At 45.5% G+C, this 19250-nt stretch carries 20 protein-coding genes; 8 read left to right on the top strand and 12 right to left on the bottom strand.

The window, feature by feature from the left end; genetic code table 11:
• Positions 1 to 55: 55 nt before the first annotated feature.
• The 8 genes from LBPC_RS03080 (at position 56) to LBPC_RS03045 (ending at position 6330) form a co-directional block, all read left to right on the top strand.
• On the top strand, positions 56 to 682 hold the full coding sequence (locus LBPC_RS03080; protein ID WP_003563745.1) for an HAD family hydrolase: 627 nt from the start codon (positions 56 to 58) through the stop codon (positions 680 to 682).
• Between the two features lie 443 nt (positions 683 to 1125).
• The gene (locus tag LBPC_RS03075; protein WP_003563743.1) at positions 1126 to 1902 is read left to right on the top strand and encodes a DeoR/GlpR family DNA-binding transcription regulator; all 777 of its coding nucleotides are present in this window, start codon (positions 1126 to 1128) and stop codon (positions 1900 to 1902) included.
• 4 nt (positions 1903 to 1906) lie between these two features.
• Entirely contained in the window at positions 1907 to 2335 is a 429-nt protein-coding gene (lacA, locus tag LBPC_RS03070) for a galactose-6-phosphate isomerase subunit LacA (protein ID WP_003573960.1), read from the top strand.
• A gap of 44 nt (positions 2336 to 2379) precedes the next feature.
• Entirely contained in the window at positions 2380 to 2898 is a 519-nt protein-coding gene (gene lacB / locus LBPC_RS03065) for a galactose-6-phosphate isomerase subunit LacB (protein ID WP_003662847.1), read from the top strand.
• Between the two features lie 38 nt (positions 2899 to 2936).
• On the top strand, positions 2937 to 3938 hold the full coding sequence (locus LBPC_RS03060) for a tagatose-bisphosphate aldolase (RefSeq protein ID WP_003662846.1): 1002 nt from the start codon (positions 2937 to 2939) through the stop codon (positions 3936 to 3938).
• 114 nt (positions 3939 to 4052) lie between these two features.
• Positions 4053 to 4991 (top strand): tagatose-6-phosphate kinase, encoded by a 939-nt coding sequence (lacC, locus tag LBPC_RS03055; RefSeq protein WP_003662845.1) that lies wholly within the window; start codon positions 4053 to 4055, stop codon positions 4989 to 4991.
• A gap of 21 nt (positions 4992 to 5012) precedes the next feature.
• Positions 5013 to 5693 carry a DUF4867 family protein gene (locus LBPC_RS03050; RefSeq protein WP_003662844.1) on the top strand — a complete coding sequence of 227 codons (681 nt, stop codon included), beginning with the start codon at positions 5013 to 5015 and terminating at the stop codon, positions 5691 to 5693.
• A 442-nt stretch (positions 5694 to 6135) separates the two neighbouring features.
• Positions 6136 to 6330 carry a hypothetical protein gene (locus LBPC_RS03045; RefSeq protein ID WP_003569166.1) on the top strand — a complete coding sequence of 65 codons (195 nt, stop codon included), beginning with the start codon at positions 6136 to 6138 and terminating at the stop codon, positions 6328 to 6330.
• A gap of 210 nt (positions 6331 to 6540) precedes the next feature.
• Here the strand turns inward: LBPC_RS03045 and LBPC_RS03040 are convergent, their stop codons facing one another.
• The 12 genes from LBPC_RS03040 to lacG form a co-directional block, all read right to left on the bottom strand.
• Positions 6541 to 7992 (bottom strand): PTS galactitol transporter subunit IIC, encoded by a 1452-nt coding sequence (locus tag LBPC_RS03040; RefSeq protein WP_003662843.1) that lies wholly within the window; start codon positions 7990 to 7992, stop codon positions 6541 to 6543.
• A 55-nt stretch (positions 7993 to 8047) separates the two neighbouring features.
• Positions 8048 to 8356, bottom strand: coding sequence for a PTS sugar transporter subunit IIB (locus LBPC_RS03035; protein WP_003563727.1), 309 nt, complete (start codon positions 8354 to 8356; stop codon positions 8048 to 8050).
• Between the two features lie 14 nt (positions 8357 to 8370).
• A complete protein-coding gene (locus LBPC_RS03030; RefSeq protein ID WP_003563725.1) occupies positions 8371 to 8865 on the bottom strand; it encodes a PTS sugar transporter subunit IIA in 495 nt (164 codons plus the stop codon).
• A 304-nt stretch (positions 8866 to 9169) separates the two neighbouring features.
• Positions 9170 to 9901: a hypothetical protein gene (locus LBPC_RS03025; protein WP_003662841.1), complete on the bottom strand. Its 732-nt coding sequence runs from the start codon at positions 9899 to 9901 to the stop codon at positions 9170 to 9172.
• 248 nt (positions 9902 to 10149) lie between these two features.
• Positions 10150 to 10860, bottom strand: coding sequence for a hypothetical protein (locus LBPC_RS03020; RefSeq protein WP_003573945.1), 711 nt, complete (start codon positions 10858 to 10860; stop codon positions 10150 to 10152).
• A gap of 226 nt (positions 10861 to 11086) precedes the next feature.
• Positions 11087 to 12097, bottom strand: coding sequence for an aldose epimerase family protein (locus tag LBPC_RS03015; protein ID WP_032781228.1), 1011 nt, complete (start codon positions 12095 to 12097; stop codon positions 11087 to 11089).
• A 149-nt stretch (positions 12098 to 12246) separates the two neighbouring features.
• Positions 12247 to 13260 (bottom strand): LacI family DNA-binding transcriptional regulator, encoded by a 1014-nt coding sequence (locus LBPC_RS03010; RefSeq protein ID WP_003662838.1) that lies wholly within the window; start codon positions 13258 to 13260, stop codon positions 12247 to 12249.
• A gap of 35 nt (positions 13261 to 13295) precedes the next feature.
• Entirely contained in the window at positions 13296 to 14756 is a 1461-nt protein-coding gene (locus tag LBPC_RS03005) for a UDP-glucose--hexose-1-phosphate uridylyltransferase (protein WP_003662837.1), read from the bottom strand.
• A complete protein-coding gene (gene galE, locus LBPC_RS03000; protein ID WP_003563715.1) occupies positions 14753 to 15748 on the bottom strand; it encodes a UDP-glucose 4-epimerase GalE in 996 nt (331 codons plus the stop codon). Before galE ends, LBPC_RS03005 begins: the two co-directional genes overlap by 4 nt.
• A 95-nt stretch (positions 15749 to 15843) precedes the next feature.
• Positions 15844 to 17010, bottom strand: a complete 1167-nt coding sequence (locus tag LBPC_RS02995) for a galactokinase (protein ID WP_003662836.1) — start codon at positions 17008 to 17010, stop codon at positions 15844 to 15846.
• Positions 17011 to 17426: 416 nt separating this feature from the next.
• Entirely contained in the window at positions 17427 to 17762 is a 336-nt protein-coding gene (locus tag LBPC_RS02990; protein ID WP_003589792.1) for a PTS lactose/cellobiose transporter subunit IIA, read from the bottom strand.
• A 48-nt stretch (positions 17763 to 17810) separates the two neighbouring features.
• Entirely contained in the window at positions 17811 to 19235 is a 1425-nt protein-coding gene (lacG, locus tag LBPC_RS02985; RefSeq protein WP_003589794.1) for a 6-phospho-beta-galactosidase, read from the bottom strand.
• Positions 19236 to 19250 lie beyond the last annotated feature (15 nt).

Genomic DNA, 19250 nt, shown 5'->3' with positions numbered 1-19250 from the left:
CGCCTTTCCTTGTTATCGCTTACTTGCTACAATTATCTTTATTGGGAGGAATATCATGAACACTTTTATCTTCGACATCGATGGTACGCTGCTCGACAATGTAGAGGCGTATTTGTATGGCTTACAAAAAACATTACGCCGCCATGGCCGAGAGGTCCCCATTCATGAATTAACCTGGACCAATGGGCGTGCGGGCGTTGACAGCCTCGCGGAACTCGGATTCAGTGCCGCAGAAATTCCTGAAGTCCATGAGCAATGGCGAGAAGATTCGAAGGAATTCCTCACCGACATTGCTTGGTTTCCCGGTATGCAGCATGCGCTCAATCAGCTCAAACAAACCTACAAGCTTGGCCTAGTGACGTCAAAAGACAAGACGCAGTTCATTGAAGAAGACAAAAAGTTTCATTTTAGTCCTTACTTCGACGCGATCGTGGTTGCTGGCGAGGCCAAACGCAACAAACCCTTTGGCGATCCCATCACCCTCGCACGTGAACGTTTGGGCAGTGAGCCAGCATCAACGATCTACATTGGTGATACACCGACTGATGCACAGGCAGCTGCCGACGCCAAGGTTGCTTTTGCACTTGCAGGTTGGACCACGCCGCCAAGTAATGAAGTAATGCCTCGGGTTGCGGTGCTACAACAGGCAAGTGATTTGCTGACTTTGCCAACCTTAGCTTGACGTGTTGTTCCTATTATATACTACGTTAAAATGACGTTTATCCACAATTTCCAACCAAAAACCGCCAAAGGGTGCGTGCGCACATGCAACTATTGGCGGTTTTTTTAAACTTATTTTTTGAATTTATGCCATGAATTTCTCATCTATACCAGCTAAAAAGCCATCCGACACAGGTCACCCAGCATAAGCATTTTTGTGAAACCGTTCGTGAAAACAGATTTCTGTGTGTGTATGTTGTTTTCTGTTTGGTTAAATGTCGCATTATATTTGTTTGTTCATTGTAAACCGTTTTCTTGTGATCTCTATCAATTATCATCAAGGCAAATGAAATCTTAATAGACATCGTATTTATAGGCTTGACGAATATTGAACTCGGTGGTAACTTGAACAATGTAATAAGAAACAAAATCAAACAACAATGAACACACGTGCGAGGTGAGGATATGTTAAAAGACGAGCGCTTACTGACAATACGTAATTTAGTTGACCGCAAGGGTATTGTAACTGTCAACGAAATCGGGGAAAGCCTTGGTGTTTCAACGATGACGGTGCGACGGGATTTGGAAGAGCTTGCCGACCAAAAAGAGTTAGTCCGCATTCATGGCGGCGCCCAAAGTACCAACTTTAAACCGCTGACTGAATTATCCCGAAATGAAAAGCGATCAATTCATGTGAATGAAAAGCGAAAAATCGCCGCAACAATTGCCGCACTGATCATACCAGGTGACACGATCTATATCGGCCCTGGGACCACGAACGAAATGATTGCACAATATCTCAAAAAACCCGATGTGCGCATCATCACCAATAGTCTCCCTGTTTTTCAAAGTTTTCAGGATCGCGCGGATTTCTTTTCACTGCAACTAATTGGCGGACGGCTTCGGGCTCGATCTGGCGCATTTATCGGCAGCTTAGCAAACGAAATGCTAGCACATCTCACCACCACGAAAGCATTTATCAGTGTCAACGGTATTGCGGACAATCATATCAGCAATGCTAGCCCCGAAGAAGGCCAGACACAACGTATTGCCTTAGACAATGCGGGCATGAAACTTGTGGTCGCAGATCATTTCAAGTTGAATCGGCAAGACTTCTATAGCTTCTATGATCTTGATCAGACAGATGGCTTGATTACCGATCCGGGCATCAGTCGCGATGATCTTCAACATTACAACACGTTCACACATGTCATCACAGATAAAACAAATAAAGGAGAATAAGAACATGGATGTCATTATTGGCGCAGACAAAGATGGATTCGCAATGAAGGAACAAGTTAAAAAGTATTTAGAGGATCATCAGTATCGGGTTAAGGATATGACCCCAGAACCTGCTGAAGATTTTGTTGATTCATCTTTGGCTGTTACAAAGGAACTGTTGAGCGGCGATGCACATAAAGCCATCATGTTTGACCGTTACGGCGTTGGCTCAGCAATGGCTTCAAACAAGGTTAAGGGCATGGTCACCGCGGTTGTCGAAGAAGAAAACACCGCCCATATGACCGCCGAACACAATGGCGCCAAGGCAATTGCTATTGGCACTGGCATCACAGGTTATGATCGTGCACTTGTGATCATCCAACGTTATCTGGACACCGAATATGCAGGCGGCCGTCACCAAATCCGCCTCGACATGCTTGAAAAAATGATTTAGTCCCCTTGCCCTCAGCCTAAAAGAAGAAAGGAAGCTTCACACTTATGATTATTGCTATTGGTAACGATCACATCGTCACGATGCAGAAAATTGAAATTTCGAACATGTTAAAAGATATGGGCTATACCGTCATTGATGAAGGTACCTATGACACCCATCGTACCCACTATCCTATTTACGGTAAGAAAGTTGCCGAAGATGTTGCTGACGGCCGCGCTGACTTAGGCATCGTGATGTGCGGTACTGGTATCGGTATTTCAACCGCCGCTGACAAAAACGAGGGCATCCGGGCAGCTATGTGTGATGACGTGACCTCGGCTGTTTATGCACGTGATCAATTAAATGCCAATGTATTGGGCATCGGTGGTGCCACAGTTGGTATCCATATGATCCAAGATATTGTCAAAGCTTATCTGGATGCCACCTATAAAGAAACCCCTGAGAACAAGAAAATCATCGATAAAATTGATAACATTGCTAAGCCAAATCCAGAACAAAAAGACAATCCACACTTCTTCGATACTGAACTCGAAAAGTGGGCTGAAGGCGTCTACCACGACTAATTATCACTTCGACACTATTTCTTAGGAGGAATTTCTACATGACTGTCACCCTTACTGCTGGCCAATACAAACATTTGCAACAATTGTCCGATGACAACAACGTCATCTCTGCTCTGGCCATTGATCAACGCGGTTCCTTGAAAAAGATGCTTGCAGCAGCGGCTAACAAGCCAGCGGATGAAACCACCATTGTTGATTTCAAAAAGGCTGTTTCCGAAGAATTAACCAAGTATGCCAGCTCCATTCTGCTTGACCCGGAATATGGTCTGCCGGCTGCCAAAGTTCGTGCCCCTCAAGCTGGCCTGCTGCTTTCATATGAAAAGACCGGTTATGATGCTACCGAACCTGGCCGTTTTCCAGATCTGATTGATGATCAAAGTGCGTTGCGCATTAAGAATGAAGGCGGCGATGCCGTTAAATTCTTGCTTTATATCGATCCAGACGAACCTGACGCCATCAATGATCGCAAGTATGCTTTCGTTGAACGCGTTGGTGCCGAAGCAAAGGCTAACGATTTGCCATTGTTCTTGGAACTGGTTTCCTACGATGGCACCCTCAATGAAACTGGGACGGCTGCATGGGCAAAGGTGAAGCCAGATAAGGTGATCAAGATCACCAAGGAATTCAGCAAACCACAGTACAATGTCTCTGTTCTAAAAGTCGAGGTTCCAGTTGATCAGAAGTTTGTCGAAGGCTTCACAGATGAAGGCATGACCCCGGTTTACACCAAGGAGGAGGCTGCCAAGTATTATAAAGCCCAATCCGACGCCACCGACCTGCCATTCATTTTCCTGTCTGCCGGCGTTTCAAACGAATTGTTCCTCGAAGAACTGAAATTTGCAAAGCAAGCAGGTTCAACCTTCAACGGTGTTCTCTGCGGCCGGGCAACTTGGAAACCAGGCGTGAAACCATTTGCTGCTGAAGGCGAAGCTGCTGGTAAAGCATGGCTGCAAACTGAAGGCAAAGCAAACATCGATCGCTTAAACAAGGTCTTAGCTGAAACGGCAACTCCTTGGACGGACAAGGTCGAACACGCCTAATTCGCGTGAAGACGATAAAAGCCGACTCCTCAGGGAATCGGCTTTTATAACGTCTTCCGTGATTAGGTTTGTATCCGACCCAGCTCATCATCACATTTTTGGAGGAAAATACTTATGATTTTAACAGTGACTTTAAACCCATCCGTTGACGTCTCCTACCCGCTCGAACATCTCAAAATCGACACCGTCAATCGGGTGAAAACGGTACGGAAAACTGCTGGCGGTAAGGGATTGAATGTATCTCGCGTCATTCATATGTTAAATCACGAGATTACAGCAACCGGCTTTATTGGCGGCTATTTTGGCAAGTGGTTGGAAAATCAGCTTGATCGCGACGGCATTGACCATGACTTCTTCCCGATTGATGCCGAAACCCGCAGTTCGATTGCTATGTTACATGATGGCGGCGAACAGACTGAAATTCTGGAAGCCGGACCAACAATTGCTGCCGAAGATGCCGAGAAATTTCTCAGCCATTTTGACAGCCTGTTAGACAAAAGTGATTTGATCACCATCTCCGGTTCCATGCCGCAAGGATTACCGGCTGATTATTACACCCAGATGATTGCCCATGCAGGTCAAAAAAACGTCAAAGTGCTTCTGGATACATCAGGTGCCACTTTAAAATCCGCTTTAGAAGCACCTGTGAAACCGTTGCTGATTAAGCCAAACGAAGAAGAACTTGGCGGCCTGCTCAACCGTGATGTCGACAAAACCGACTACACGGCCTTGAAACACGATCTGATGGACCCGATTTTTGATGGTGTCGATTGGATCGTCGTGTCCCTAGGTGCGGCTGGTGCCTTCGTAAAACATTTGGATAAGTTCTATCACGCTGCCATTCCAAAGATTAAGGTTGTCAATCCTGTGGGCTCCGGCGACTCAACATTGGCTGGCTTAGCCATGGGCATTCATGATGGCAAATCGGATGAAGACATCATGAAAACGGCGATGACAACCGGGATGTTGAACACCATGGAAGCAGAAACCGGCTTCGTCAATCCAGCTAAGTTTGACGAGTATTTTGCCAAAGTCACAATTGAATCCTATTAACATTCAGAAAGAAGTCCATCTATGTCAACCATTGATCAGCTCAGAACCCTGAATCCAGATAAAACCATCCACAGCTTAGATGAGGCTGCATTTGCCGACTATGGCGTCACTTACGCACAGTATGACGTCAGTGAGCTCAAAACCTTCATGGATCAGCACGTCACCATCCCCGCCCCTAGCGAAGCCAATCTCTATATCCCGTCAAATCCCGACATGGAAAGGATTCCCGTCGTCCAGCAAATTGGGCGCGATGTCTACGCTGGCCTGCCAATTGAAGCAGGCGAATGTGCCGGCCACGCCGACGCTTTGACTGCGGTTGAATTTCATCAAGGCAGTGAAGTGAACGTTTTCTTCACCGATGTTGTCATGGTGATCGGCAAACGCGGTCAGATGCATGATGGCCAATTCAATGCCGAAAAAGACGCGAAGCTTTTTTTCGTACCGGCTGGAACCGTTGTGGAATTCTTCAGCGACACGCTTCACTACAGCCCTTGCGAAGCGCATGCCAGCGGCTTCAAGTTTATCGTGATGCTCGTGCGCGGCAGCAACCAACCATTGCCAGCCGACTATCACACTGATAACAAGCTAATCGTTAAGCAAAATAAGTTTCAAGTCGTCCATGCAAGTCGGACAGACAAGATCAAGCAAGGTATTCAAGTTGGCGTCACCGGCGAACTCGTTCAGGTGAAGCATTTAGACTAAGTTACAGTGGCCGAATGCGCCTATGTTAACAACTCAGACAGCATCCAAAATGTGCCCTGTCACTTTAACGTGTCCACCAGCCCACGTTGACATCGCACTCACGCCCTTCATCGAAAGAACGTGGTTAGTCCCCCATTGAGAATGGAGCAAGACTGTAATTCGATTTATTAGACTGTAACAGCTTTATATTTTTCAAGTAAACAGAAGCCCCGATTGCGTTTTGTGGATGCAGTGGGAGCTTTTTTATTTTTCTTTGCTTTTAGTTCTCCATGCTTTACCACTTCAATGCAAGTGATGCCTATTAACCCGCAACCTTATTTAGCCTCAATAATACGAGCTGTGTTGCCTGTTCGATATTGTTAATTTTAGTTCTTTTTTGACTAGTGTTAGCGCTTTAGCTGCGGTATAATAGAGTTATTCAAAAGCCAATGGAGGTAATCTGATGACGGCACGTAGAAAAACTTACTTACTGTGGTTGGCCCTTGTGACATTCGTAGCAATCATAAACGGTATTTTTAAAAACTCATTGACACAAGTATTAGTGATGGTCACCGCCTGCTATGCCCTCTATCAGCTACTCAAAATGGACCATGTCTTTGATCGTAAAAAGCGTCGTGAGAATCGGGCAAGCCGGTAAATCAATTCAGCCATTTTTATTCAATCATCACGTAAAGTTGCGAAGGCCATCGCGACTTTTTTTGTGCCTCTTTAAAATGTCCTTCTACTTGTTTCTCAAAAAGTAATAACGTCTATTTACCATTGATGAAACAAAAAGAGCCCCATCAAAAACGATGGAGGCTCTTTATGCATCTCATGATGAAGCTGTAAGTTAAAAGATTTAAGAATTTTAGTCCACGGATCCTGCAGCACCGTGTGTTGCAACGAACTTAACGTCGTCAGCAACTTCTTTACCTTCATCAGAGTACTTCTGATTCCGCTTCATCATTTCATGACGATACCAGAAGAATAATGCGGTGTATGCAATCAGTGCTAGGGCAGCGTAAAGCACCATCATCATTTCGCCTTTAGAAGCTTTACCAACAAGCACAGCGATGAATTGTTCGATTGGACCTTCCTTAGTTGAGGAAGAGAAGAGCCCTGTTGCCGGAATACCAGGTGCGTGCAATGCACGCGCTGTGTGTGTGATAAATGGTGCCGAGAGAGTGCCTGCCCAAAGGAAGAGCGGCAGTTCAATCGCACCGATAACGATCATCCGAATAATCTTACCGCGAGTCACAACCAGCAGGGCTGGGGTAACACCCATGGCAATGATCCCACCTAAAGGCAGAATACGGTTGCCAGGCAATATCAATGCTTCAAGTAACATGATTGGTGCCAAAACGTTAGCAGCAGCCCAGATTTCAGCGCGGCCCGCCAAGAATGGCCAGTCAAGTCCGATATTCAACATACGTCCGCCAAGACGCTTATTGGCAAAATCAGTAACACCTTGTGACAGCGGTTCAACAGCAGCGATGAACCAAGAACCGATAATACTAAACAGCTCCAAGCAGGTAGCAGCCATAAAGGCCAGTGTCGCAATTGACTTAACGCTCTGGTGGGAGATCAAACCAATAAAGATCCCAAGATAAATCCCAATGGCAAAACGACTGCCCCAGAAACCAATCTTTTCGTTCAATTTAGCAGCATCAAAATCATATTTATCTAACCATGGGAACAGTTTGTCAAACAACTTATCAAACACCATGATGACTGGATTCATCATGTAGTTTAAATGCGTGGTTGTCATTGGATTTTCCCAATCGTCCAGTAAGTCGTTGAAAGTTGGTTTCATGAGATCAGAATTGATGATCTTCAAAATACCGATAAAGATAACCAAAATGGTAGCAATAAAGAGGTTAGCCCCGAAATAAATAGCCAGTAAACCAGTAAATGATAAGTGCCAGATATCAAAAATATCAACATCCAACGTATTTGTCCGATTCAAGAATAACAAAATCAAGTTGACGATGACCAGAATTGCCAAGAAGAATAATGTATACGGCGAACCCCAAGTAATTGTTGCGAGTGGCGCCCAACCTAAGTCAGTAATTGAAAGATTGATCCCTGTAGACTTAACGAAAGCATTTAACGCCGGCTGGTAGGTGGTTGTCAATAAACCGATAACACTCCCGATCGCGGTAATCGCAATCGCAAGTTTGATGCCGCCTTCCAACGCATGAAAGAAGTTAACACCAACCGCCCAAGCAATTAAGGTCAGCACGATCAGCATAATCGGTGCTGCCCCTAAATCAATAACTGGCTTGAAGACCGCATTGGCCAAATCAATAATGGTTTGCATGAATTTTCTCACTCCTTATATGTATCTGACGGTTCATCGCCATCAGACCATGAGACTATTTCAGATTTTCCTTCTTGATAACGCCTTCAATTTTGTCGTAAACAGGTTTCGCCATTGCTGGCATCCGATACAAGATTGGACCTGCGTTAATAACTGGAATTGCCGGTGTAAAGCCTAAATCGGTCTTTGCAATTGGAGTGAAAATGTCATAATTCTTCATCATGTCTTCATTAACATCCTTGACCATCACGGCATCTGCCTGAACGCTATAGCCGCGCTTCTTAAATTCCTTTTCAATTGCATCTTTGATCTGGTGACTAGAATTAACACCCGCACCACAAGCTGCCAAAATCTTGACTGTCATAACAAACTTCCTCCTTATTTTTTAAAACTGGTTGCCAAAACGTTGTAAATTGTTGCCGCATCGTCTGCTCCGAATAATTTAGCTAATGTTTCAGCAGAAGATGTTGTCAGAAAATCCATGATCTGTGCCAAGACGTTGGCCTGGCCCTCGGGATCATTATTCAAAATCATGAACAGAAAGCTAACTTTGAGTTTTTGATCTGGCGCAATCATATTGGCAAATTCGATCGGGTTTTTGAGGCGGATCGGAACAATTTTTCTAACATTGACGAATTCGCCTTCTGTATGCGGAATCGCTACATTCGGATATTCAGCGTTCACAACGCTCATATCGATGCCTGTCGGATAGTTCTTTTCCCGTTCGCTTAGATGTTCATAAAAGTCCGGTTTAACGGCACCGGCTACTAGTAATTGATCGGAAACTTGCTTAAAGACTGTATCCTGATCATCACCATCCTCGACAAATGCTAACGCTGCATCAAAAAGGTCATTCTCAACCGTCTTAGCCATTCTCTCAGCTCCTGTTAATTAATGTTTGTTTCTGTTCACTATTTATTATATTCAAACGCTTTCAGTAGTCAAGAAAATCTTTGAAAGGTTGGCAAATTAATTTATAAGACATCAGCCTCCTCCTCATCCTCGTTGCTACAAACTTTTAGACCAGCAACATGACTTTGCAAAGTCGAAATCGCTATCAATAATATTTCTCTTGGATATAACATAAAAGAACAAATCTAAACAAATAGCCAGCAATTAGATTGCCGGCTATTTGTTTTGGAACCTATTTATTTATATATATTGCAATTTTTATCGACTACATTGTTTTTTCGGGGTACTGAATGTTGATTGCTTTTTTTCTGATAATTAACAAGCTTAAGGAAACAAGCGCCATGCCAATCAGCCAACTTGGCCAAAAAGGTACGACCCAAGCGTCTTGGCTGAGACCACCGAACAAGAACGTATTTTTTAAAATGGGCGCTCCTTGAACGGTGAACTGTAGATGCCATATGACATAGAATGACGCGCAAAGAAGTGTAAACCAGCAAATTATTCTGAAAACTTTTCCTTGTCTCGAACTGTAACGTAAAATCTCACCATACAACCGAAATGCACCCACAAATAGAACTGTGAAAACTAGTAACCCCAGTGTTACTAAGGATCGTTCAACAACCGACAAGCCGTTTAGCCCAATTATCGGCGTCCAGAAAGTTGCGATAAAGACGATTGTAATTGCAAATACCCATATTGGTACGACCGCTCGCAGCACCGGTTGAAGCGTATGAGTTTGGTCATTTAGTCTGACAACCCGATAGATCGCGTACCACGTGAGAAAAAGAATGAACCAGAAAATGAACTGTAACCAGTCAGCTGTTACAACACCATCTACTCGAAACATCTGCGGTACAAGTGGTGGAAAGGGGATTGGTACTTCATTTTTTGCAGTCGGAGTGTTATACAGCATGAATGCTATAGCAAGCAAAAACCAGATGGCGCCTAGAACGATGCCTTGTAGTGCAATTGGTAGGCGTTGCAATTTCATTTTCATGAGAAAGTCTCCTTCCCTAATTGCCGCCCAATTAACATTTTTACGCGTTCAATATTAGTTACGTAAACGGTTCATAGCGCTATCTAAATTATAGATGAAAGCGTTTATTTTCACAAAAAGCGTGTTTTTTTAAGGCTTGATTGTTCATCTTGGATAGTTGGTTCGCCCGACTAGGTTGTACGCTTGTCAGCAGTTAGACCCCCTCAATCTTTTTGCTGAGTTGTGTGAGCACGGCCGGTCTCTCTATTTTAGTGAGAATCATCCGTCATTCGAAGTCGACGAAAAGTGTGCCACCAAATAACCGCCGTTAATAGTAAACCTAAAAACCAGCTTGGCCAAAATGGCAGTGTTAACCATGTACGTCGTCCTAGATCGTCCAAGCTAAAGGAGCTGCTGGCAAACGTAAATTGAAAGTGGCTCATAATAAATCCAGCTCCAAGGAAAAGCACTGCCCAAAATAGAACCTTAATGACATTATGTACCCGGCCAACCGGCACCCAGAAGTTTAACCAAAGCATGTAAGAACTAAATAAAGTAATATCAAGAAACAGTATTGCAATCGTGAGTACTTGTCGATCAAAACTCGAAAAACGAGTCATCCCTGTTTGTGGTAGCCAAAGATTTAATAAGAAAAATACTACGATTGTCACCAACCAGATGGGCCACAAATTCTGAAGTACATAAAGGCCTTCTTTAGTGTCACAGTTTCTACTTTTAATATGCTTGACGACATAAAGACTCACACCGGCCGTCACTGCACACGCAAACGGGAACCATTGAGCGGTCACCTCACCTTGCATATGAATCAAATTCGGTGCAAGCCAATAGGCGGTTGTTTGAAAATCCTGATCGCTTGTTGGCCAGCGATATAGCATCACGCCAATCCCGACCATTAGCCAAATCAACGTTAAGAAAAGTCCTTGTTGATAGACCGGCAACTTAAGAAACTTTGTCTTCATGCTATCGACTCCTTTTGTCACATTGCATGTCTTTTGACCGCGTAACCATTTATGTATTAACTTGAAACTATTTGTTCACAATGCTAACCAAAAAAGCAGCTTAACACAAGAACTTCTAAACTTTTCTCGTTGCGTCAAAAAAGCCTTCCAATGATTTGGAAGGCTTCTTTCTTTATAAAGATTAGGTTCGTTCAGAACATCCCGAGGCATTAAAAAGTTAAGCTGCCTATTCAAACGCCCAACTATTCACCAACGTAAATGGTTCGCCCGGCAATAATGTGATCGCCGAAAGATCATCGCCGCTGACCGGAGCAAATTGGCATTCAAGAGCCACGCCATCAAATTGATCAATGTTGTGAGGAATACCGGTACCGTCAAAGTGGTTGGCGGTGTACACGACGACGGACGGCGCAGTGGTTGCCATGGTCATAGTATGTTTGTCAGTCTGGAGTTTGGCCGCGAGGGTTTGACCGTGTTTCAGTAGGAATGGGTGATTAATGCCCCGTTCTGCAGTGATTTGCGCTGCTCGAGTGTGAATGACATCGCCAAGCTTTTGCCCTTGCCGAAAATCAAAGACCGTTCCGGCAACTGGCTGCCAGCCTTGATCTGGCAGATGGTCTGCATCAAGCGGTTTGTAATCGTCGGCTGGAATCGTCAGCGTGGTGGCATCAATTTTGTTTGGCTGGTCAATCGCAAAATAGGTATGGTTAGTTGGATTGAAGAGCGTTTCTTCATCACTAACTGCATCCAGACGATAGTGCAAGGTATTCGTATTCTCCAAGGTATAAGTCACTTGCAGCTTGACGTTGCCCGGATAGCCATTATGCCCTGCTGGATCAACAAAGGTAAAACTAGCACTAGCTGTGGTAGCTGTCTGGTCAATACGGAAGTTATAAACTTGCCGATCCAGACCGTCATCCCCGCCGTGAATGTGATTCTTACCTTCGTTCATTGGCAGATCAATTTTCACATCCCCATGCTGCCAAACATGACCACGAATCCGGCCGACCACTCGACCGACCGTACCGCCGAGAAAATTGCGCTCTTTTGCGTAATCTTCCCGACTTGGCAGCGACAGAATCATGTTGTGCAAGCCATCAGCTTCTGGTAACAACACTTTTTCCAAGGTTGCACCATAATTCAACAACTTCACAACCATGCCTTGATCATTGGTCAAGGTCAGCTCATACAAATTATGGCCTTGATACTGACCGCATGGTTCAACTGAAACGTCCATCTTGTCCTCCTTTATAAACGAGCGTAAGCCAGCGCGGTTAGAAACCAAAGCATCAGCCGATCTCAAGTATGATGACCCGCTTTTGGTCATTGCACTTGAGGTCATTATGGACAGGTTTCTTCGCGGGGGAACACGTTATGATACCGTTCCTACAAGCTGCTGGCTCGCATAATAAGCTCACTTTTGAAGTTAACCTGACGTGGTACGCGTTTCGGATCTTTGATGCGTGCCTGCAATAGTTCGACCGCGGTTTGGCCCATTTGGTCAGTGGCAGCATGCACCGTAGAAAGTGGCGGGGTCGTGAACTTGGCGACCGCCACATCGTTGAAGCTGATCACAGAGACGCGTTGCGGCACCTCGATCTTAGCCTCGTTCAAAGCGCGCAACGCACCGACTGCCATCGTGTCGTTGGCCACAATGAAACCGTGCGGTAAGGTGTCACCGAGTTTGGTGATCGCTTGTTTCATCAGTTCGTAACCTGAATCAGGCGTGAACGCGCCAATAAAACGAAACGCTGGCTGCATCAAATTCTCTGCGTACATCACCCGATCAAACGCGGCTGTCCGCACGTCCTGAAACTGCTCGCGTCCGCTGCGACTCGTTTCAACGCCACCGAGAAACCCGATGTCGTTGATCCCTACCGATTGAAAATGATGAATAATTTGCTCGATAGGACCAGCATAATCGCTGGTGACCGAGTCGCAGTCAAATGCCAACATATTTTGATCCACGAAAACAACTGGTTGCGCCAAGGCTTTGATCGTTGCCACTTCGCCAGCGTCGTACTTACCCAACGCAATCACACCTTGGACGTTTTGTGTCGTCTCAGCTGCCAACTGCTCCAAATGCAAGCTCTGCAAATGATAGCCAGCTGAGGCCGCCCGAGCCTCAATAGCATATTGAATCTGTAAATAATACAGATCATTCAACTCTTCTTGCTCGCTGCGCCATTGAATCAAGGCAACGGTGGTTTGCGGGGACACACGTTTACGTCGACGTGGTTTGTACGCCAGCTTTTCGGCTGTTTTCAACACGCGTTGGCGCGTTTCGGGCGTGACAGCCAACGTCGTATCATAATTTAAAATACGCGAGACAGTCGCAATTGAAACCCCTGCCGCCTTCGCAATATCTGTAATCGTGGTCATCGTTTTCTCCGTTTCCATTGACTCCTTGCCGGCTTCAGCAACGTAGCCTGTTGCTACAGTTCCCGACAGAAGCGAGCAAATGCTTTTTGACCAACTTCATCGCGTTTGAACACACCAGCATCTTCTAAGACCCGGGCAAATACACGACCAACCGCTGCCTGCATTTGTATCTCTGCATTTGCTGGCGTCCAATCATATTTTGCTTTCAGTTGGTCGGCCCATGCTTGATGCATTGGTTTCATCGTGTTGGCTTCACCCAAAAGATATTTCTGGACTTCAGCTAACTCCGACTTCAATCGTGCCGGTAAAATGGCACGTCCCATCACTTCGATCAAGCCAATGTTTTCCTTCTTGATATGTTGCACGTCCTGATGCGGATGGAAAATACCATCCGGATGCTCTGCACTAGTTTGATTGTCGCGCAGCACTAAATCCAGCTGGAATTCCGAACCAACACGCCGAGCAATTGGGGTCACCGTATGATGCGGTTTGCCATCAACAAATGCGCGGACGTCAACTGTTTCATCGGTATACTGATTCCAAACCTGCCGAACATGTTCGGCTGCATTTATCAACTCGTCCGAATCAGCACTCACTAAGCGAATAACACTCATCGGCCACTTGACGATGCCAGCGAAAACATGCGGATGCCCGCTAATTTCAACCTGCGTCTCAATTGGTGCTTTGGCCATTGGAAATGTATGGCGACCGCCTTGGTAATGTTCATGCGTCAGCATCGAACCGCCGACAATTGGCAAGTCAGCATTTGAGCCAACAAAATAAGTTGGAAACATTGAAACGATGGACAACAAGTTGCTGAAGGTACTTTGGTCTATCACCATGGGTTCATGGATAGCATCCAGAAAAATCGCGTGCTCGTTGAAGTAAGCATATGGCGAATATTGGAATCCCCATGTTTTACCGCCAAGCAAAAAGCGAATAATGCGATGATTGGTTCGCGCCGCAAAGTCAGTTCGACCGGCATACCCTTCCGTTTGTAAACACAAGGCACACGCCGGATAGCCAGACTGGGCGGCATGTGCCGCAGCAGCAATGTCTTTCGGATCTTTTTCCGGTTTAGACAGGTTGATGGTGATTTCGAGGTCGCCATATTCAGTTTTAGCTGGAAAAACAACGTTCTTAGCAATCGCTCGCGTTTGAATATAATTATTCGCGCGACTCAAAGCAAAGAACCAGTCTGTTGCAACCCGTGGTCCCGCCTGATACTTATCCCAAAACAGTTGATTGATCCGACTTGGTGTCGGGGTAGCAAGGTCCATCAGCTGCGCTTCCAAAATCTGACGTGCTGCCTGTGAATCTGGAATTTTACCATTCTCCTGCGCAGCTTTCACCATCAGATCAAGGTTCGTCAATGGATCAGCATCACCAGACAGGTCAAGGGCAGCATCTCCGATCAAGTTCAACAATTTGTTGGTCAGATAGACTGCATCCATCTGGGTGTAATCGGGATTGAGTTTCACAATGGTACCAACGTGATTGCTAATCGCGGTCAATTCCGGTCACCAAATCCTTCTGGGTGATTTTCGTGCCAGTTCCATGCGGTTTCGATAATCTTGTCAATATCGTCATAGTTTGGCTTCCAGCCTAAAATGTCACGAGCCTTTTCTGAGCTAGCAATCAAAGTGCTTGGATCACCGGCACGCCGCGGGCCCATCGTGGCTGGAATCTCTTGGCCAGTCACCTTACGCGCTGCATTTAGAATTTCAAGGTTGGAGAAACCATGCGCAGAACCAATGTTGAACGCGGATGACTTATTGCCGGCATCCAGATACTTCAAGGCCAAAATGTGGGCATCAGCAAGATCGACCACATGAACATAGTCACGCACATTGGTACCATCCTTGGTTGGATAGTCGTCACCATAAATTTGCAAACCAGTTCGCGTACCTGCTGCAACCTGCAAGATAATTGGCACAATATGCGTTTCTGGATGATGGTCTTCACCGATGGAACCGTCTGGCATTGCACCCGCAACATTGAAGTAACGCAAAGCCACGAACTTCAGTCCATAAGCCACATCAGCCCAATGCATGATCTTTTCCATGGCCAACTTGCTTTCACCGTATGGATTGGTCGGTACTTGCGGATCAGTTTCTTTAATTGGGACCTGCTTAGGTTCGCCATAAGTTGCTGCCGTTGATGAGAAGACAATTTTCTTGATGCCGAATTGATTCATGGCTTCAAGCAAGGTGATCATGCCGCCAGTGTTGTTATCAAAATACTTCAACGGATCTTTCATGGATTCCGGCACAATTGAGAACGCCGCAAAATGGACAATCCCGTCAATCTTTTCCTGACTGAACACTTGGCTCAGAAAATGATAGTCGCGGATATCGCCTTGATAAAAACGGGCGCGTGGATCAACCGCCTTACGATGCCCAGTAATCAAGTTATCCAAAACCACAACATCCTCGCCGGCAGCGAGTAATTGTTTTACCGTATGTGAACCGATGTAACCAGCGCCGCCTAAAACTGCAATTGTCATAATAAAATATCTCCCTTTTTTAAAACGTGTTCGTCAGACTAGAAATCGGTCTGGCTCACGCTCTACTTTATAACACTTTTTCTATTTTAGCAGAGTTAGTTCAGTTGCTTAGCACCATCGGCAATATCGGCCACATAGAAATGGGCGTCATAGCCAATCTTTTCTCGATAGGCCTTACCAACGTTGTCAATAAAGTCTTCAACATCAGCACTGTTGACAATCGCAATGGCGCAACCGCCAAAGCCAGCACCGGTCATGCGAGCACCGAGCACACCCCGTTGCTTCAAGGCATTGGTCACAAGGGTATCAAGCTCGATGCCAGTGACTTCGTAGTCAAAAGCCAACGAAACTCCAGAAGCAGAGACTAGTTTGCCAAAGGTCTTCAAATCGCCATCTTGCAGTGCTTTCGAAGCCTTCAATGTCCGCTGATTTTCAAAGACGGCGTGGCGCGCGCGTTTGATCAGGATTGGATCGTAAATGAGATAAGTATTCTCGTCGAATTCGTCTTCACTCAGTTGGCCCAGACTTTTAACTTCAATACCTTTTTGTAGCATTGCCAGTGCTTTTTCGCATTCACTGCGGCGTTCGTTGTACTTGGAATCAGCCAACTCACGACGCTTGTTGGTATTCATGATGACAATCACGTTATCGCCCATCTCAACTGGCAGGTACTCGTATTTCATCGTGTTTGTATCCAACAGCGTTGCTTGATTTGCGCGACCCATTTCAATCGCGAACTGATCCATCACACCGGAGTTCACGCCGATATAGTCGTTTTCGACTTTAACGCCGAACTGAACCAGCTCCAACGGTTCAAAGCCGCCATCAAAAAGATTGTTCAGAATCGTTCCGACCAGCATTTCCAGAGAAGCAGAACTTGATAACCCAGCGCCATCAGGTAAGTTGCCGTTGATGTAAACATTGAGGCCATGCGTGAAGTTCGCACCCGCCGTCTTCATCACCCGCGCCATACCTTGGAAGTAATCTGTCCACAAGCCGCGCTTATCTTGGAAAAGATCCGAGAATGGGATGTCAATAATGCCAACCTTTGGGAAGTTGGCCGAGTATAACCGAAAAGCGTTGTCCTCATTGGTGCCAACCGCTGCATAAGTGCCCAGCGAAATGGCACACGGGAAAACGTGGCCACCATTGTAATCGGTATGTTCACCAATTAAATTAATGCGTCCTGGTGCGAAGAAGGTGTGCTCCGTCTGCTTACCAAATTGTTCCGTAAAACCTTTCGTGACATCTGTACTATTCACCGTCAATACCTCCTAATTGAAGTTAAGCTTATTTATCCGCTGCTGATTTTTGTAACCGTTTTTATTTTACTAAAAATAATGACGGATTGGAAGCGCTATAGCCAAATTTTTTTGTTTTGTTTTATCGATCCTCTAACAACTGTCGAATTCAAAGCTTTTTTCTTTTACTAAAACATTTGAGCGTTTTGCATTCCGCTTTGCTATCCCGCTCAGTACTTAACGGACACTAAGCCAAACTGGTCATCAATTGTCGCCGAAACCAGAAATAGAAAAACTAGGCGCTGTATGTGCCACGCGCCTAGTTTTTGGGTTACTTCTGTTCAATTATTGAGGACGCGCTAACAGCAAAGTTCGTCATTTGGAGGAAATGCTGATCGATTCGACTATCATTTTATCGAGAAATGATGATGACTCATTTACTGCTTGTTCTCAAGTTCTTTGATCCGCTTAAACATGCGAATCATGTAGCGTGTTTCATCAATGAGCAACATGGTTGTCATCAACGTATCTTGACCATGAACCATGATAAAGGTGACATCCATTTCAGCACCGCCAGCTTCTTGACTTAGAAGCTGGGTCTGTTGGTTGTGGGCTTCATTGATATCCTGTTGGGCCTTCTCAACCAATTCGTTTGCCTTATCGAAATCGCCTGCTTCAGCGGCATCAAGTGCATGCACAGCAGCCGTTCGAGCATCGCCTGCATACGCCACAAGTGCAAAACCAACCATTGAAATTTCTTCTTTAGTAGCCATCATTTTCCCTCCGATTCAATCCTTGCTGTCTAAATAGCCAAAAACTTTTTAATCCGGAATGATGTGGGTCTCACTCACAGACTTAAACCACTCGGCACTTTGTTTGATATAACGATTTTGTGTTGGAAAATCAACGAAGAACAGACCATATCGTTTACTGTAACCGTTTGTCCAAGAAAACTGATCTTGAAGTGACCAGATGAAGTAACCTTTGACATTTGCGCCATCATGGATAGCATCAGCCATTGCGGACAGATATTTCTTTACATAATCAATCCGTTTTGGATCTTCAATCACGGTGTCAGGGGTCGCATTTTCTGGCAAGCTTTCTTTAAGACCAATACCATTTTCTGTCACGTAGGTCACTGGCACCAACGGATAGTCATTATGAATCCGCATCAGTATGTCATACATTCCTCGTGGATAAATCGACCAATCCCAATCTGTCGTCTCAATGCCATCTGGGAGTTTTTCCTCGCCAACGCCTTGCAGCCGCGCGACCGAAGAGCCTTTGGTGCCGTCGCCATTATGAATGGTCTCTGATTTGCCATGATAGGCACGCAACCACTTGCTGAAATAATTATTGACCCCAACAAAGTCTAACTGATGGGCCGCTTCATCAATAGCCTTCATTTCCTGCGGTGTCGATTGAAACATCGGTTGATGATTGGCATCCAGAATTTCCTTCACGAGCGCCAAAGTTTCTTGGTGATATTCGCCAGCTAATGTGCCATCCAGATACAATCGATTTTCCAAAGCGTCCTGCAACTCGGCGGCATGGTGATCCACAGCGCTATCACTGTAGGGATAAACAGTTTGCAACGCATGAACAATTCCAATTTGGCCACCTAATTGCATTGACTTATATAGATTAACGATACGGGCATGCGCCACCATTTGATTGTGTTCAGCTTGGAACGTCTTATCAAAACGTCCAGACTCGGCAGGCGGGAATGTCCCGCTTGTATATTGTTGAACGGCCATTGAGGTCGGTTCATTAATGGTGATCCAATACTTCACTTCGGAAAATTCTTCAAAGCAAAACTTCGCATAAGCCACAAAGTCGTCCAACATCTCTTGACTCAACCAATCACCGGCTTCGTGCAAGCGTTCGGGCGTATCAAAATGATGTAGCGTAACAAACGGTTCGATATGATGGGCGGCACAATCCGCGAAGAGCTTGTGGTAAAAAGCAACCCCGCGTGGCTCAACTTCCCCGGCACCATCCGGAAAAATTCGCGACCAGGCAATTGACACCCGAATCACTTGATGGCCGTATTTTTCCGCTAATGCCAAATCTTCATCATAACGATGATAAAAATCCGCTGCCGGGTCGGGCTTGAACCGCCCCTGTTTATCCAGAAAATCGTCCCAAAGCACGCGACCTTTACCGTCTTCCTTGGTGGCTCCTTCGACTTGATAGGCGGCGGTTGCCCCGCCCATTACAAAATCTTGAGGTAGCTGTTTACTCATTGCTTAATAACCTCC

The organism is Lacticaseibacillus paracasei subsp. paracasei (genome assembly GCF_000829035.1).
Taxonomy (GTDB): Bacteria; Bacillota; Bacilli; order Lactobacillales; family Lactobacillaceae; genus Lacticaseibacillus; species Lacticaseibacillus paracasei.
The sequence above is the reverse complement of the archived record's forward strand: the minus strand, read 5'-3'. Positions and strand labels throughout refer to the sequence as shown.

Bases quoted from the DNA above. Each gene is read 5' to 3' on its own strand.
- LBPC_RS03080 (WP_003563745.1), top strand. From the start codon at position 56: ATGAACACTTTTATCTTCGACATCGATGGTACGCTGCTCGACAATGTA.
- LBPC_RS03075 (WP_003563743.1), top strand. From the start codon at position 1,126: ATGTTAAAAGACGAGCGCTTACTGACAATACGTAATTTAGTTGACCGC.
- lacA (WP_003573960.1), top strand. From the start codon at position 1,907: ATGGATGTCATTATTGGCGCAGACAAAGATGGATTCGCAATGAAGGAA.
- lacB (WP_003662847.1), top strand. From the start codon at position 2,380: ATGATTATTGCTATTGGTAACGATCACATCGTCACGATGCAGAAAATT.
- LBPC_RS03060 (WP_003662846.1), top strand. From the start codon at position 2,937: ATGACTGTCACCCTTACTGCTGGCCAATACAAACATTTGCAACAATTG.
- lacC (WP_003662845.1), top strand. From the start codon at position 4,053: ATGATTTTAACAGTGACTTTAAACCCATCCGTTGACGTCTCCTACCCG.
- LBPC_RS03050 (WP_003662844.1), top strand. From the start codon at position 5,013: ATGTCAACCATTGATCAGCTCAGAACCCTGAATCCAGATAAAACCATC.
- LBPC_RS03045 (WP_003569166.1), top strand. From the start codon at position 6,136: ATGACGGCACGTAGAAAAACTTACTTACTGTGGTTGGCCCTTGTGACA.
- LBPC_RS03040 (WP_003662843.1), bottom strand. From the start codon at position 7,992: ATGCAAACCATTATTGATTTGGCCAATGCGGTCTTCAAGCCAGTTATT.
- LBPC_RS03035 (WP_003563727.1), bottom strand. From the start codon at position 8,356: ATGACAGTCAAGATTTTGGCAGCTTGTGGTGCGGGTGTTAATTCTAGT.
- LBPC_RS03030 (WP_003563725.1), bottom strand. From the start codon at position 8,865: ATGGCTAAGACGGTTGAGAATGACCTTTTTGATGCAGCGTTAGCATTT.
- LBPC_RS03025 (WP_003662841.1), bottom strand. From the start codon at position 9,901: ATGAAAATGAAATTGCAACGCCTACCAATTGCACTACAAGGCATCGTT.
- LBPC_RS03020 (WP_003573945.1), bottom strand. From the start codon at position 10,860: ATGAAGACAAAGTTTCTTAAGTTGCCGGTCTATCAACAAGGACTTTTC.
- LBPC_RS03015 (WP_032781228.1), bottom strand. From the start codon at position 12,097: ATGGACGTTTCAGTTGAACCATGCGGTCAGTATCAAGGCCATAATTTG.
- LBPC_RS03010 (WP_003662838.1), bottom strand. From the start codon at position 13,260: ATGGAAACGGAGAAAACGATGACCACGATTACAGATATTGCGAAGGCG.
- galE (WP_003563715.1), bottom strand. From the start codon at position 15,748: ATGACAATTGCAGTTTTAGGCGGCGCTGGTTACATCGGTTCACATACG.
- LBPC_RS02990 (WP_003589792.1), bottom strand. From the start codon at position 17,762: ATGGCTACTAAAGAAGAAATTTCAATGGTTGGTTTTGCACTTGTGGCG.
- lacG (WP_003589794.1), bottom strand. From the start codon at position 19,235: ATGAGTAAACAGCTACCTCAAGATTTTGTAATGGGCGGGGCAACCGCC.